This is a genomic window from Streptomyces sp. NPDC059788 (assembly GCF_042732265.1).
GTDB lineage: Bacteria > Actinomycetota > Actinomycetes > Streptomycetales > Streptomycetaceae > Streptomyces.
Genome location: NZ_JBHWHY010000035.1, coordinates 25,073 through 38,387 on the forward strand (window position 1 = coordinate 25,073; position 13,315 = coordinate 38,387).

Genomic DNA, 13,315 nt, shown 5'->3' on the forward strand with positions numbered 1-13,315 from the left:
GCGAAGGTGCCCGTGGGGACACGTCCCCACGGGCACCGGTGGAACAGGTCAGGCGCGGCGGCCGCCCCTGCGGTAGGCGAACGCGGCGAACGCCGCGAGCAGCGCCGTCCACAGGGCGAGCACACCCAGCCCCGCGGCGCTCGGCGCGGTGTGGTCGGCCGCGTGCCAGGACAGCTCGGCGTAGCGGTAGACCGGCGTCTGCTTCGAAATCGGCTGGAGCCACTCGGGCAGCGTGTCGGTGGGCATCATCAGCCCGCCGAGCAGCGTCAGCGACAGATAGCAGACGGTGCCGGCGATCTGCGCGAGCTGGGCCTTGAACAGGTAGCCGATGCCGATGCCGAGCATGGCCAGCGGCGCGATGCCGACCCACAGCAGCAGGAAGATCTCCAGCCAGGTGCCGGGCCCGAGGTCGACGCCCCGGTAGAACTTGCCGATCAGGCCGATGACCACGATCGGCAGGATGCCCAGGCAGGTGGCGACCGCGCCGCGCGCCACCACGACCTGCACGGGGGAGAGCGGGGTCAGCCGCAGCTGCCGCAGCCAGCCCAGTGCCCGGTCCTCGGCGATGCCCGTGCCGTTGGTGATGACCACACCCAGCGCGCCGAAAGCCGCCGCGCCGACCATGGCCCGTACCAGCGACTCCTGGTCGGGTCCGCCGCCCGCGAGGGTGACGTAGAGGCCGACCGGCATGATGAGGCTCATCATCAGGTAGCCGCCGTTGCGGATCAGCCGCAGGACTTCCAGACGGATGTATCCGAGCATCAGTGGGTCCGTCCTTCCGGAGCGGGCTCGTGGCGCGACCGGTGGGTCAGCGCGATGAAGGCTTCCTCCAGGCCGACGCCGGAGACTTCGAGGTCGGTGAAGGCATCGGCGCGCGACAGCGCGTGCACGGTGCTGTCGGAGTCGTTGCTGCGCAGGTGGACGCGGCCGCCGTGGAACTCCACGGAGCTGACGCCCGGCAGCAGCGCGAAGTCGTCGCGGTGCCCGCCACGTGGCACGAAGCTGACCGTACGACCCTCGATCATGGATTTGATCTGCGCCGGGGTGCCGTCGGCCACCACCTGCCCGGCCGCGATCACCACGACGCGGTCGGCGCTCTCGTCGGCCTCCTCCAGATAGTGGGTGGAGAACAGGACGGTGTTGCCGCGCTCGGCGTAGCGCTGCATCGCCGCCCACAGCTCGCGCCGCGACTCCACGTCCAGCGCGGCGGTCGGCTCGTCCAGCACCACCAGGTCGGGGTCGCCGGCCAGCGCGAGGGCGAACCGCACCCGCTGGGCCTGGCCGCCGGAGAGCCGGTCCACCTTGCGGTCGGCGATCTTGGTGAGCTGGGCCAGCTCCAGGATCTCCGCCAGCGGCAGCGGCTTGCGGTAGGTCTGGCGTACGAAGCCGACCAGTTCCCGCACCGAGACCCGGGGAATCATCTTCCCCTCCTGGAGCATGGCGCCCAGATGGCCCGCGCGCATGGCCAGTTCGGGTCTCTTGCCGAAGACCTCGATGGTGCCCTGCTCCGGCGGAAAGAGCCCGAGCAGCATGTTGATCGTGGTGGACTTGCCCGCGCCGTTGGGGCCGAGGAGGGCGACCGTCTCGCCGCGCCGGATCGTCAGGTCGATGCCGTCGACGGCACGGACGGAGCCGTACTCCTTGACGACGCCCTTGAAGACGACCGCCGGCGGGCCGTGGTGTTCTGCCATGGGGGATGGCACCTGCTCCCTTTCCTGGGTGAGTGGGGTCATGTCAGATCAGCCCTTCGACGGTGCGGACCAGTTCGGCGGGGCCCGGCAGGGCCGCGATCTCCGCGCCGACCCCGTGCGCGGCGGTGCGGTACCGCTCGTCGGCGACCAGGCCCGCGAGGGCTTCGTGCACGAGCCGGGCAGCGTGCTGCTCGGGCTCGGAGGCGAGCGTGCGGCCCGCCCCGGACTCCGCCACCAGCCGCCCGGTGGTCTGCAGGAACGGCTTGTCGCCCGGCAGGACGAGCTGCGGCACGCCGGACGCGAACGACGTCATGCTGGTACCGCTGCCACCGTGGTGGACGGCGACGGCCGTGTGCCGCATCACCGGCCCGATCGGGAAGCGGTCGACGACCTTGACCGAGGACGGGATGCCGGACAGCGCCGGGTGGTACTCCGCGTCGATCGGGAAGAGCACGTCGAGGCCCTGCGCGGCGCAGGCGTCCAGCACATGCCGGAAACCCAGCGGCAGCTCACCGGTCTCCGCGAGTACCCGGCCGTGCCACATGCCCAGGCACAGCAGCACCCGCGGCCGCTCCGGCCGCCGGACCGCCCAGTCGGGCAGTTCGGCGGTGCCGCAGTAGGGGACGTAACGCGTCAACAGCCCCGGGACGTTGTCGCCGCCGGGCAGCAGCGAGGCGGGACTCGGGTCGATCACCAGCGCCGGATCGGGGAAATCCGCGGCGCCGTGGGACACGCTCAGGTCGTGCAGCTGCTCCTTGGCGCGGCGCAGCAGCGGGCTGGTGAAGTCGTCCGGGCCCCAGCGGTGGACGACGCCGGGCACACCGAGCGCACCGGCCACGACCAGGCCGCCGAACTCCACCGGGTCGGTGACGACGAGATCGGGCTCCCAGTCCCGGCCGAGCCGGACGAAGTCGTCGAGATAGCCGCCGAGCCGGGTGCGCCAGCGCTCGCCGACCGCGTCCCACTCGCTGTCCGCGCGGCGGTCCATCGCCGCCCGGTCCGGCATCCGCACCGCGCCCGGCCGGGTCAGCCGCTGCCGGATCGTGTCACCCGCGCCCACCAGGCGCGTGTCCAGCCCCGCGGCGGCGGCGAACCGCACCAGTGCGGCGTCGCCGGCCACCAGCACCTGGTGCCCGGCGGCGCGCAGGGCCCAGGTCAGCGGCACCATCGGCACGAGGTGGCTGGGGACCAGGGCCGTCAGCAGGACGCGCATGTCTCCTCCTGGGCCGCCGCGGCGGCGAGGTGTTCGAGGTCGGCGACCAGCTGCTCCACGGGCGGGCAGGCGAGGATCTCCCGCCGCACCACCGCCGCGCGCCGCCGGTACGAAGGGTCGGTGAGCAGCGCGCCGAGGGCGTCGGCGACGGTCTCGGCGGTGGCGCCGTGGCTCGGCAGGCTGATCGCCGAGCCGATCGCGGCACAGCGTCCGGCGGCGTGCGGCTGGTCGTCGTACATGGGGGTGACGAGCATCGGGGTGCCGCTGCGCAGGCCCTCGCGGATGCTGCTGTGACCGCCGTGGGTGACGAACACGTCGGCGGCCTCCAGCAGTACGTCCTGCGGAACCCACTCGGTGACCAGCCGCACATGCTCCGGCACCGGCCCGAAGTCCGCCGGGTCGCGGCCCACGCCGATCGAGACGACGGCGGAGCAGTCGGTGGCGGACAGCGCCTCGATCACGGCGTGCAGGAGGTCGTCCGAGCGCCATGGCATCGACGGCGCCATGGTGCCGATCGACGCGTACACCAGCGGCTTGTCCTCGGGCAGGGCGGCGAGCCAGGGCAGGGTCACATCGTCGCTGCGAAACGGGGTGGTCTGGCGGTAGTGGCGCAGGGTGCGCGGGGCCAGGTCGTCGCCGGTGCAGCGCGGCGGCAGCCAGCTGACCAGCAGGTGCTTGTAGGCGGTGTGGTCGTCCGGGTCGGCGGGGAGGCCGAGTTCGGCGCGCAGGGTGTTGAGCCGCTCGTGCACCACGGCGGGCGGCAGCAGATGGGTGGAGCCGCCGGCCACCGCGACGTGCGGGATGCCGAGGGCCTCGGCGGCCAGGTAGCCGCCCATCTCCTCCCCCTCGCGCACGATCAGATCGGGCTTCCAGTCCGCGGCGATCTCCAGGATGTCGCGGGCGGCCAGCAGCGCGGGCGGCCCGAGCACACAGTCGACCAGGCCGTCCTCGTACGCCTCCTGGTCGTCCTGGAAAAGCGGCAGCGCGATCGCCTCGACGCAGAACGGGTCGGTTGCCCAGTCGCATCCGGCGGGGAAGAACCGGAGGCCGTACTGCGCGCACTCCTCGCGCATGGACGCGTCGTCGGCGACGGCAACGGTGTGCCCGGCCCGTACGGCGGCCTGGGCTAGGGGGATCAGCAGCCGCAGATGCGATTTGCCCGCATGGGCGGTGAACAGGATGCGCACGACGGGTCTCCGAATGGGGTGGGGACGGCGAGCCGCCCGTTCGGTCAGGCCCGAGCGTGACCGCCCGCGCTTGAGTCCCCCTGGAGCCGCACTGGGCCGCGCGCTCCCCTGCCGGATTCGAGCACGGTTCGAGAGCCGGCCGTGAGGGTGGGCGCATGCCGTATGCCCGAAGTACCGCCGAACCCGGCGAGTAGGGGAGCAATTGGATGCGTTGGGACGAGATCTATGTCGCCGGTCTGGGCACCTGGCTGCCCGAACCCGTACCGGTGCGCGAAGCCGTCGAGGCGGGTGAGTGCGGGCCGGAGTGGATCGACGACTTCGGTTACGAGGCTGTCCGTATCGCCCGCGAGAGGCCGGGGGAGCCGTGGACGGCGCCGCCGGACATGGCGGTCGCCGCAGCCCGCCGGGCCCACGAGCGGTCCGGCCTCGACCGGTCCGCCTACTCCCTGCTGCTGCACGGCAGCACGTGGTTCCAGGGCCTGGACATCTGGCCGGCCGCCTCGTACATCGCGGGCAGGACCGTCGGCAGGACGGTGCCCGCACTCGACGTGCAGCAGCGCTGCAACATCGGCATCAGCGCCCTGGACCTGGCCGCCTGCCATCTGAAGGCCGGATACGGCACGGGCGGCGCAGTCATGGTCACCACCGCCGACCGGTTCGGCGGGCCCGGCGCCGACCGCTGGCGCCTGCGCCACGGCAACGCGTACGCCGACGGCGGCACCGCCGTGGTCCTCTCGGCCACGGACGGCTTCGCCCGCCTGCTGGCCACCGCCACCGTCGCCGACAACGGCCTGGAGCCGATGGCCCGCGGCGACGAGCCGTTCGGCCCCGTCTCGCGCGCCGCCGACCGGCAGATCGACCTGACCGCGCGCGGCGACGCCCACAAGGCGGTGAGCGACGAGACCCGCACCAACATCCGCTTCGGCAAGGCGATGAACGAGGCCAAGCAGGCCGTGCTCGACGACGCGGGCCTGTCCATGGACGACATCGCGTCCGTCGTCATCCCCGCCACCGGACGGATCGACGGCCCCTTCCAGATCCACCACCTGCTCGGCGTCGACGCGTCCGAGACCACCTGGGAGTTCGCCCGCCGCAGTGGCCACGTCGGCGCCGGCGACTGGGCCGCCGGCCTGGAGAACCTGCTGCTCACCGGCGCCCTCGGGCCCGGCGACCACGTGATGCTCTTCGGCGGCGGCGCCGGCTACACCCTGACCGCCGCCGTCCTGGAGATCTCCCGGATCCCCGGCTGGGCCACCGGGCCCGCCGCGGCCTGAACCCGTCCACCGCAAGGAGTTGGCACAGCCCATGGAGATCGTCGGCAGGGGGTTCCTGGCCGGGCACCTGGCGGGCATCAGCGACCACCACCCCGATGTGGTGGCGCTCGCCGCCGGTGTGTCGGCCGCCGGAGACATCCCGCCCGAGCAGTACACCCGGGAGTCCGCGCGCCTGTACGAGGTGCTGCGGTACTGCGAGAAGCACCACAGGCGCCTGGTGTTCTTCTCGACGGCGTCCGCCGGCATGTACTCGGTGCCCGGCGCCTCGCCGGGCCGCGAGGACGGCCCGGTCTACCCGGCCACCCCGTACGGACGGCACAAGCTCGCCCTGGAGGCGGTGGTCAAGTCCTCCGACGTGGAGTACCTGATCCTGCGCCTCTCGCACGTCGTCGGGCGCCACCAGCCCGCCCACCAGCTGCTGCCCGCCCTGGTGCGGCAGCTGGTCGCGGGCCGGCTGCGGGTGTACCGGGGCGCGCAGCGCGACCTCATCGACGTCGAGGACGTCGTCAAGATCGTGCACACGCTGCTCGTCGACGGCCGCACCCGCGACGTCGTCAACGTCGCCTCCGGACACGCCCCGCACATCGAGGACATCGTCGCCCACATGGAGAACCTGCTCGGCACCCGTGCCGAGAAGACCTACGTGGCGGCGTCCGGCGCCCAGCCCGTCTCCATCGACAAGCTCTGCCGGCTCGTCCCGCCGGTGTACGGGCTCGGCTTCGGCCCGGACTACCACCGCGGCGTCCTCGACAAATACGTACCCGCCTACGCGGCCGGGGCCGGGCAGCGGCTCCTGTCCCGCTGACCGGCCCCACCCGTTCCCCATCCCACCGATACCCCCTGTCCCACCGATACCCCCTGCCCCACCGATACCCCCTGCCCCACCGATACCCCCTGCCCCACCGATACCCCCTGTCCCATCAATGAGAGGCACCGTCATGACCGAGACCACCCCGGCCGCCGACGCCCCCGTCGTCGCCGTCGCCCACTTCGTCCTCAAGGACAAGCACAAGGCCAAGGGCACCGAGTTCGAGAAGGCGTACGCCAAGTACCGCAAGACCGTCGCCACCAAGGACGGGCTGCTGCGCACCGCCCTGCTGCGCGGCATCGGCGCGCCCGACACGTTCGTCATCCTGACCTGGTGGCGGGACGCCGACGCGCACCGCACGGTGGTCGGCGACTGGCAGTTCTTCACCGCGGTCAGCAGCCGCTTCGTCTACCTGGCCGCGATCACCAGCGTGCACGGCCGGGTGCTCGCCGGACAGGCCGCGGCGGACGGCCTCGGCGGCGGCGCGGCGCCGGGGCCGGAGGCGGCGGTCGCGCTGACCACCTTCACGCTCAAGGACGGAGCCGACCGGCAGGCGTTCGAGAGCTCCTTCCTCGGCCACCTCTCCTTCGTGAAGGGCCACGACGGCTTCCTGGACCACCAGCTGGTGCACTCGGACCGCGAGGCCGGCGCGTACGTCAACATCGGCTGGTGGAGCGGGGCCGAGGCGTACCGTCCGGTGCTCGGCAGCCCGGAGATGGCGGCCGACGCCCAGGCCATGGCGGCCCACGCCGACGTCCGGGGCGGCCTGTTCGGCGTCGTGGTGGACTCGGCGCGTGCCGAGGCCGTCGCGGTCTGACCACAGATGAAGGCGGGCCGGGTCGAAGGACCCGGCCCGCCTTCCGGGTGTCCGCGGTCAGCCGGTGAACAGGTGCTCCGCCACCTGGACGGAGGGGTTGCCGAACGCGACGGTCCGCAGGATCTTGCGGTAGACGGGCGTGTGCTTCACCACGGCCGCCAGCCGCGGCCGGATGCGGTCGACGAGCCCGCCGGACCCCAGCATCGTCCTGCTCTGCATCTCCTGGAGCCGCATCACGGCCGCGATGTCCGGCGCCCGCCGCTCCTCGAACCGGGACAGGAACGCCGCGCTCGTCCTGCCCTGCGCCACGGCCTCCACCAGCAGCGGGTGCAGCACGACCGCGTCCTGTACGGCGAGGTTGATGCCCTGCGCGCCGATCGGGCTGTGGGTGTGCGCGGCGTCGCCCATCAGCACCAGCCCGTCGGCCGCCCAGCGCTCGGCGCGCCCGGAGAAGACGTCCAGCAGGGTCAGGTCGCGCAGTGCGGTGATCTGCTCACCGATCAGGCCGGCGTACTCCGGTACCGCGCGCGCCAGTCGGTCCTTGACGTGGTCCAGGCCGTGCCGGACGACGTCCCGGTAGCCCTGGTGCGGCAGCGTCCAGCCGACCTGCACCCGGTCCGGCCAGGACCCGTACACCAGCACCGGGCTGCCGCCCTCGCTCCGCAGCACCCGCACGTCCCGCGACCGCGGCGGCCCGGCGTCCGCCGGCGGCGTCAGCTTGAACCACAGGACGTCCTGGTCGAACGCCTCGGTGCGTCCTGCTCCGATGCCCGCCAGCCGGCGGACCTTGGAGAACCGGCCGTCGGCGCCCACGACGACGCGCGCGGGCACGGTCAGGTCGTCCGCCGTGACACCGGTGACCTGGCCCCGCCCGTCGCGCAGCAGACCGTTGACGCGGTGGCCCTCGAAGTACCGGAAGCCCTCGAACGCGTCGCACCGCAGGCGCAGCGCGGCCAGCAGATGGGGCTGCGGCAGGGACAGCAGGTGGTCGTACGGTGCGGGCAGGGCCCGGTAGTCGACGTCCAGCAGTACCCGGTCCCGCTCCAGCAGCCGGAACCTGGAGTGCTCGTGGCCGCCCGCCGCCCGCGCCCCGGCGAGCACCCCGAGCCGGTCGAGGACGGCCATCGCGCCCGGCTGCAGGATCTCACCGCGGAAGTCCCGGTCCTGCGACCGGGACTTCTCCACGACGGTCACCCGCAGGCCGGACCTGAGCAGCAGAAGGGCCAGCGTCAGGCCACCGGGACCGGCGCCGACCACGCACACGTCGGCCCGCTCCTGCGACGCGGTCACCGCTGCCCGGCCAGTGCCAGCGCGGCGCGTACCCCGGCGCCGGCCAGTGCGCGCACCCGGTCGCGGTGGTCCCCGGCGACCGCGAGCACGTCCGCCGTGACCCGGGTTCCGCCCGGTTCCTCGGCCAGCCGCCAGCGGAGCCGGTAGAGCTGCGCGGGCTCCGGCGGTGTCAGGAACTTCTGTACGAGGGTGTGCTCCTCGTGCGCGATCTGCACGGTCGGCGTGCCTTCCACGGTGCCGAACCAGGCACTGTCCGTGCCGTCGCGCCGCGGCAGCGCGTCCAGCAGCCGCGCGCGGACCGCGGCGGCCGGGCCGGGGAGCAGCACGCTGTCCTGGGCCCGTACGACATCGTCCGTCAGCGTTTCGGGGTGCTCCGTCCGGTCTTTGAGGGTGCGCATCTGGAGCGCTCCGTGCCGGTCCAGTTCCCCGGCGGTCTCGGCCGGGTCGGCGTCGGTGGTGAACCAGTGCCCGGACACCACCCGGCAGCCGCCGTCAGGGCGGGGCAGGAAGTCCCAGGTGCCGCCCAGCTGCCGGATCGGCCCCACCGATCCCTGCTGCTCGAACTCCATGCGCAGCGCCACCGGGTCCACGGTGCGCCGTGACGTCCACACGCGCAGCCCGCCCTCGGGCCCCGGCCGCACCGCCCAGAACTTCACCTCGTCGTGCGGGCCCTGCCGGGACAGCACTTCGGTGTGGGCGATCCAGGGGTAGAGCACCGGCCAGCCGCCGACGTCGGTCAGGGCCCGGTGGACGGCGGCGGCCGGGGCGTCGATCCCGACCTCGGCACGGGTGCGGTGGACGGGGGAAGAAGCAACGGTTGTGCTCACAGCGGTACCTCTCAGGTGGTGGCGGTACGGGCGGGCGTCCTGGCCCGGAGCATCCGGCTCAGGGTCAGCTCGGGGTCGCGGACCACGACGGGGCCCAGCGCGTCGTCGATGCGGCGCAGCAGCCCGGGGTCGAGCACGGCGTCGGCCGCCGCGAGGTTGCGGGCGATCTGGCCGGGCGACGAGGCGCCGATGACGGCGCCGGTGACCCGGGTGCCTCGCAGCACCCAGGCGAGGGCGAGCTGGGCCGGTGTCAGCCCGGCCTCGCCGGCGAGCGCCGCCACCCGGGCGACGGCCTCCAGGACGTCGTCCGCCAGGAACCGCCAGCGCCCGATGGACACGTCACCGCCCTTGGCGGCGACGGCCCGGGACCCGGCGGGCGGCCGCTGCCCCGGGCGGTACTTCCCGGTCAGCACGCCACCCGCCAGCGGGGACCAGACGAGCTGCCCGATGCCGAGCCGCTCGCAGGCCGGGGCCACCTCGGCCTCGACGACCCGCCACAGCATCGAGTACTGCGGCTGGTTGGAGACCAGCGGCACGCCCAGGTCGCGGGCGAGCGCGGCGGCGCGTTCGAGCTCGTCGGCTGCCCACTCCGAGACGCCGACGTAGCGGACCTTGCCCGCGGCGACCGCGTCGGCGAAGGCCCGCATGGTGTCCTCCAGCGGGGTGCTGTCGTCGTAGAGGTGGGCCTGGTAGAGGTCGATGTGCCCGGTGCCGAGGCGCCGCAGCGACCGGTCCAGGCTGCCGGCGATCCGCGCCGGCGACAGCGCGCCCGGGCCGCTGCCCGGGCCGCCCCTGCCGACCTTGGTGCAGACCACGACGGAGTCCCGGTCGACCCCGGCCAGGGCCGCGCCGAGCAGTTCCTCGGCGCGGCCGTCCGCGTAGGCGTCGGCGGTGTCGAACGTGGTGATGCCCGCGTCGAGGGCGGCCCGTACGCAGGCGGTGGCGGCCCGGTCGTCCAGCTGGTTGCCCGCGGTCAGCGAGTTCCCGAACGCGATCCGGCTCACCAGCGGCCCGTTGGTGCCGAGACGGCGGTACTCCATGGGACAGTCCTTCCCGGCGCCGTCAGGCGCCGGCCGGCGCGAGGGGCACACCGTCGCCCGCGACGTGCGTGGCGGGCACGGCCCGCACCTCGGCGAGCGCGGTGACGGCGGCGTACTCGGGCAGGGAGCGTGCCGCCTCCCGGTCGGCGGTGCCGCGCCAGCGGGTGGCGGCGGTGTAGCCACCGGGCCGGGCGAACAGCGACCTCGCCAGCTCGGCGCCGACGAAGCCCTCGGCAGCCGCTGCCGCCTCGGCGTACGCGCGGTAGGCGGCCTCGAACGCGGCGGTGTCACCGGTGACCGTGACGTACTCGACGAGCAGCGCGTCCCCGGGCCCGGCCGCGGCGCCGGTCCGGCGCAGGAGTTCCGCCGACGGGTCGGCGTCGACGTCCACGATGCGGTGGAACTCGGCGGCGTGCTCCTGGAAGACCGGGTGGGCCAGTACCTGCTGGAAGTCCTCGGCCGACGACCAGCGGCCGAGGTTGACGTACACCTCGGGCCGGTCCGCCGAGCGGACCGCCTGGTGGGTGACGAACCCGGGCCGGGCGCGCATCCACTCCACGTGGGAGAGGAAGCGGCGCTCGAACTCCTCGGCACCGGCCGGGTCCTTGAGCGTGAAGGTGTTGACGACGGTGAAGGTCATGGATCCTCTTTCGGTATGCGGGGCGCCGCCCGTCAAGCGGGCTGACGCTCCGTCAGTTGTGGTGCCAGCAGGCGACGCTGGATCTTTCCGTTGCCGGAGCGCGGAATGGCGTCGACGGTGATCGCGTCCCGTACGTGCTGGTAGTACGGGAGCCGGTCGTTCGCGGCGGACACGACGGACGCCAGCGTTGCGGCACCGTCCGCCGCCCCCTTGGCGAGCACCACCAGGGCGCCCGCCACCGCGCCGTGCGCGGCGTCCGGCACCTCGACCACCACGGCGTCCGCGACCAGCGGGTGGTCCAGCAGGACGCGTTCCACGTCCGACGGCGCGACCAGGAAGTTGTCGCACTTGAACACGTCCCCCAGCCGGTCGACCAGGAAGAGGCGGCCGTCCTCGGCGATCCGCCCGACGTCCCCGGTGCTCAGCCAGCCGTCCGGCTCCAGCCCCGTCCCGTCCGGGCCGCCCGCGTACCCCCGCATCACCTGCGGCCCGCGCAGTTGCACCTCACCGGCGGTCCCGGAAGGCAGCACGGCGCGGGTGTCGACGTCCACGACCCGGCACCGCGTCCCGGCCACCGGCCGGCCCACGGAACCCGGAACCGGGTCGGCGGGATCGTCGCAGTGCGTCAGCGGCGAGGTTTCCGCGAGGCCGTAGCCCTGGAAGACGGGGACGCCCAGACGCCGCGACAGCGTGCGCGCGGCCGTGGCGGGAAGGCCCGATCCGCCCGACGCGACATGCCGCAGCGCAGGCACCGCGACACTCTCCAGTTCCGGGTGGGCCGCCAGCCGGGACAGCCGCACCGGCAGGCTGTAAAGGATCGTGGCGCCCTCCCGCGCGGCGGTGGTGAGCGCGGTGTACGGGTCCGGCGCCGGGCACAGCACCTGGACCGCACCGGCGGCGACCGCCGAATTCAGGTGCATCGGGTGGTAGGTGGGCAGGTGGTTGAGGGTGACCGACCCGCCGTCGAGCAGGTGGGCGCCGGCGACCTGGGCCGCGTTGACGGTGACGTTGCGGTGGGTGAGCCGGACCGCCTTCGGACGGCCGGTGGTGCCACTGGTGAACTGCAGGACGGCGGTGTCCTGCGGACCGGTGCCCGGGTCGGGCACGGGCCCCTCGGTGCCGTACGCGCTCAGCCGCCCCTCGGCCCCGTACACCACCACCTCGCGCAGCGCGGGCAGCCGGTCGCGCACCCGCTCCAGCCGCTCGCCCAGCGCCGCGTCGACGAAGGCCACCCGGGCGCCGCCGAGCGTCAGCACGTGCAGCAGGTCCTCCTCGCGCAGCAGCGGGTTGACGACGGCGGCGGTCAGCCCCGCCCGCGCCGCCGCGTAGTACGCCACGGCGAAATCGGGGTGCAGCACGGACGCCACCGCGACCACGTCACCCGGCTCCGTACACCCGCGCAAGGCAGCCGCGGCGGCGGTCACCCGGGCGTCGAGCGTGCCGTAGTCCACGGTCAGGCCGCCGCCGACGACGGCCCGGCGCCCGGGGTGGGCGGCGGCGGACCGGGCGAGCAGCCCGTCCAGCCGGTCCGGTACCTCGGGTATGCCCCCGGCCGGCTCAGCCACGGCGGGCCTCCGCGTGATCCCGGGCCAGCTTCAGGGTGTTGGTGCTGTTGGTGCTCAGCGCCCGGTGCACGTACTCCCGCGCGTCGGCGACGGTCCGGCCCGCGCCGAGCACCTTCTCGACCGCGGACGGCTTGAGGGTGACGGTGTGCCGCGAGGTCACGTCCACGCCGTCCCCGGCGGGCTCGATGGTCCAGCGCCCGGTGTGGGCGGTCATCAGCGCGGGGACCGTGGTCTGCTTGTAGACGATGCGGTCCCGGCCGAAGACCACCCGCACCGACTCGGTGGTGTGCACCGAACCGTCCGCGGCGCTGGTGTCCATGGCCATCACCTGCACGCCCGGCTCGTCCTCGGTGAGGTCCAGGCGGGCCACGTGCGGCAGCCGCTCGGGCCACAGGTCGGCCCGGTTGAGGAAGTCGAAGACATCGGCGCCGTCGGCCGCCATGTGCACCGTGTCGTCGAACGTGAAAACCAGCTCGTCCAGCTCACCGGCCGCCTCGGCCAGCTCCTTGATGCCGTCCAGCTCCGCCGCGCTGTTGCGGTCCACCGCGGCGGTGATCCACTCGACGCCCGCCGGGTCGTCGCCGACCGCTTCGAAGTCGTGGTGCAGTTCGAGCAGGCACGCCGCGTCCCCGGCCGGAGTGACGACCCAGGCGCCGCCCATCGCGGCCACCGGCGGCTGCGAGACCTCCTGGCGGAAGTCGACCCGCAGGCCGGCCGCGTCCAGGGTGCGGCGCGACGTCCAGCTCTTGACCTCGCCGTTGGCGGTGGCCCAGATGCGGATGCGCTCGGTGTCCGCCGTCCGCTCCAGGTGCTCGACGTGCACGTTGGGCGCGAAGTACTGCGGCCAGGTGGTGACGTCGGCGACGATCCCGTACACGGTCTCGGCGGGCGCGGCGACGGTGATGCTGTGCAGGGTGCGGTGCTTTCCGGGCACTGACACGTGACAAGTCCTCTTCTGCTGTA

Annotated in this window: 13 protein-coding genes; 3 read left to right on the plus strand and 10 right to left on the minus strand. The window is 73.7% G+C overall.

Annotated features, from left to right (window positions below):
- Positions 1–48: 48 nt before the first annotated feature.
- Genes ACFV57_RS28075 through ACFV57_RS28090 form a run of 4 tightly spaced genes read right to left on the minus strand, consistent with a single transcriptional unit; the run spans position 49 to position 4,091 of the window.
- Positions 49–762: an ABC transporter permease gene (locus ACFV57_RS28075; protein WP_385238007.1), complete on the minus strand. Its 714-nt coding sequence runs from the start codon at positions 760–762 to the stop codon at positions 49–51.
- Complete coding sequence (locus tag ACFV57_RS28080) at positions 762–1,691, minus strand: ABC transporter ATP-binding protein (RefSeq protein ID WP_385238009.1); 930 nt, start codon at positions 1,689–1,691, stop codon at positions 762–764. The genes ACFV57_RS28075 and ACFV57_RS28080 overlap by 1 nt, the downstream gene beginning before the upstream one ends.
- 43 nt (positions 1,692–1,734) lie before the next feature.
- Positions 1,735–2,904, minus strand: coding sequence for a nucleotide disphospho-sugar-binding domain-containing protein (locus ACFV57_RS28085; RefSeq protein WP_385238011.1), 1,170 nt, complete (start codon positions 2,902–2,904; stop codon positions 1,735–1,737).
- Positions 2,889–4,091: a glycosyltransferase gene (locus ACFV57_RS28090; protein ID WP_385238013.1), complete on the minus strand. Its 1,203-nt coding sequence runs from the start codon at positions 4,089–4,091 to the stop codon at positions 2,889–2,891. Before ACFV57_RS28090 ends, ACFV57_RS28085 begins: the two co-directional genes overlap by 16 nt.
- A 206-nt stretch (positions 4,092–4,297) precedes the next feature.
- Here ACFV57_RS28090 and ACFV57_RS28095 point away from each other — a divergent pair, with 206 nt between their 5' ends.
- The 3 genes from ACFV57_RS28095 (at position 4,298) to ACFV57_RS28105 (ending at position 6,990) form a co-directional block, all read left to right on the plus strand.
- Positions 4,298–5,365, plus strand: a complete 1,068-nt coding sequence (locus tag ACFV57_RS28095) for a ketoacyl-ACP synthase III family protein (protein ID WP_385238015.1) — start codon at positions 4,298–4,300, stop codon at positions 5,363–5,365.
- Between the two features lie 31 nt (positions 5,366–5,396).
- The gene (locus ACFV57_RS28100; protein WP_385238017.1) at positions 5,397–6,170 is read left to right on the plus strand and encodes an NAD-dependent epimerase/dehydratase family protein; all 774 of its coding nucleotides are present in this window, start codon (positions 5,397–5,399) and stop codon (positions 6,168–6,170) included.
- 133 nt (positions 6,171–6,303) lie between these two features.
- Positions 6,304–6,990, plus strand: coding sequence for an antibiotic biosynthesis monooxygenase (locus ACFV57_RS28105; protein ID WP_385238019.1), 687 nt, complete (start codon positions 6,304–6,306; stop codon positions 6,988–6,990).
- A gap of 57 nt (positions 6,991–7,047) precedes the next feature.
- On the opposite strand, the gene ACFV57_RS28110 is transcribed toward ACFV57_RS28105, so the two are convergent.
- Genes ACFV57_RS28110 through ACFV57_RS28135 form a run of 6 tightly spaced genes read right to left on the minus strand, consistent with a single transcriptional unit; the run spans position 7,048 to position 13,292 of the window.
- On the minus strand, positions 7,048–8,280 hold the full coding sequence (locus ACFV57_RS28110) for an FAD-dependent monooxygenase (protein ID WP_385238021.1): 1,233 nt from the start codon (positions 8,278–8,280) through the stop codon (positions 7,048–7,050).
- Positions 8,277–9,107: an SRPBCC family protein gene (locus ACFV57_RS28115; RefSeq protein WP_385238023.1), complete on the minus strand. Its 831-nt coding sequence runs from the start codon at positions 9,105–9,107 to the stop codon at positions 8,277–8,279. The genes ACFV57_RS28110 and ACFV57_RS28115 overlap by 4 nt, the downstream gene beginning before the upstream one ends.
- Before the next feature lie 11 nt (positions 9,108–9,118).
- Complete coding sequence (locus ACFV57_RS28120) at positions 9,119–10,147, minus strand: aldo/keto reductase (RefSeq protein WP_385238025.1); 1,029 nt, start codon at positions 10,145–10,147, stop codon at positions 9,119–9,121.
- Between the two features lie 22 nt (positions 10,148–10,169).
- Complete coding sequence (locus ACFV57_RS28125) at positions 10,170–10,787, minus strand: antibiotic biosynthesis monooxygenase family protein (protein WP_385238027.1); 618 nt, start codon at positions 10,785–10,787, stop codon at positions 10,170–10,172.
- A gap of 32 nt (positions 10,788–10,819) precedes the next feature.
- A complete protein-coding gene (locus ACFV57_RS28130; RefSeq protein WP_385238029.1) occupies positions 10,820–12,352 on the minus strand; it encodes a class I adenylate-forming enzyme family protein in 1,533 nt (510 codons plus the stop codon).
- On the minus strand, positions 12,345–13,292 hold the full coding sequence (locus ACFV57_RS28135; RefSeq protein WP_385238030.1) for an aromatase/cyclase: 948 nt from the start codon (positions 13,290–13,292) through the stop codon (positions 12,345–12,347). The genes ACFV57_RS28130 and ACFV57_RS28135 overlap by 8 nt, the downstream gene beginning before the upstream one ends.
- Positions 13,293–13,315: the final 23 nt, after the last annotated feature.

Bases quoted from the DNA above. Each gene is read 5' to 3' on its own strand.
- ACFV57_RS28075 (WP_385238007.1), bottom strand. From the start codon at position 762: ATGCTCGGATACATCCGTCTGGAAGTCCTGCGGCTGATCCGCAACGGC.
- ACFV57_RS28080 (WP_385238009.1), bottom strand. From the start codon at position 1,691: ATGGCAGAACACCACGGCCCGCCGGCGGTCGTCTTCAAGGGCGTCGTC.
- ACFV57_RS28085 (WP_385238011.1), bottom strand. From the start codon at position 2,904: ATGCGCGTCCTGCTGACGGCCCTGGTCCCCAGCCACCTCGTGCCGATG.
- ACFV57_RS28095 (WP_385238015.1), top strand. From the start codon at position 4,298: ATGCGTTGGGACGAGATCTATGTCGCCGGTCTGGGCACCTGGCTGCCC.
- ACFV57_RS28100 (WP_385238017.1), top strand. From the start codon at position 5,397: ATGGAGATCGTCGGCAGGGGGTTCCTGGCCGGGCACCTGGCGGGCATC.
- ACFV57_RS28105 (WP_385238019.1), top strand. From the start codon at position 6,304: ATGACCGAGACCACCCCGGCCGCCGACGCCCCCGTCGTCGCCGTCGCC.
- ACFV57_RS28120 (WP_385238025.1), bottom strand. From the start codon at position 10,147: ATGGAGTACCGCCGTCTCGGCACCAACGGGCCGCTGGTGAGCCGGATC.
- ACFV57_RS28125 (WP_385238027.1), bottom strand. From the start codon at position 10,787: ATGACCTTCACCGTCGTCAACACCTTCACGCTCAAGGACCCGGCCGGT.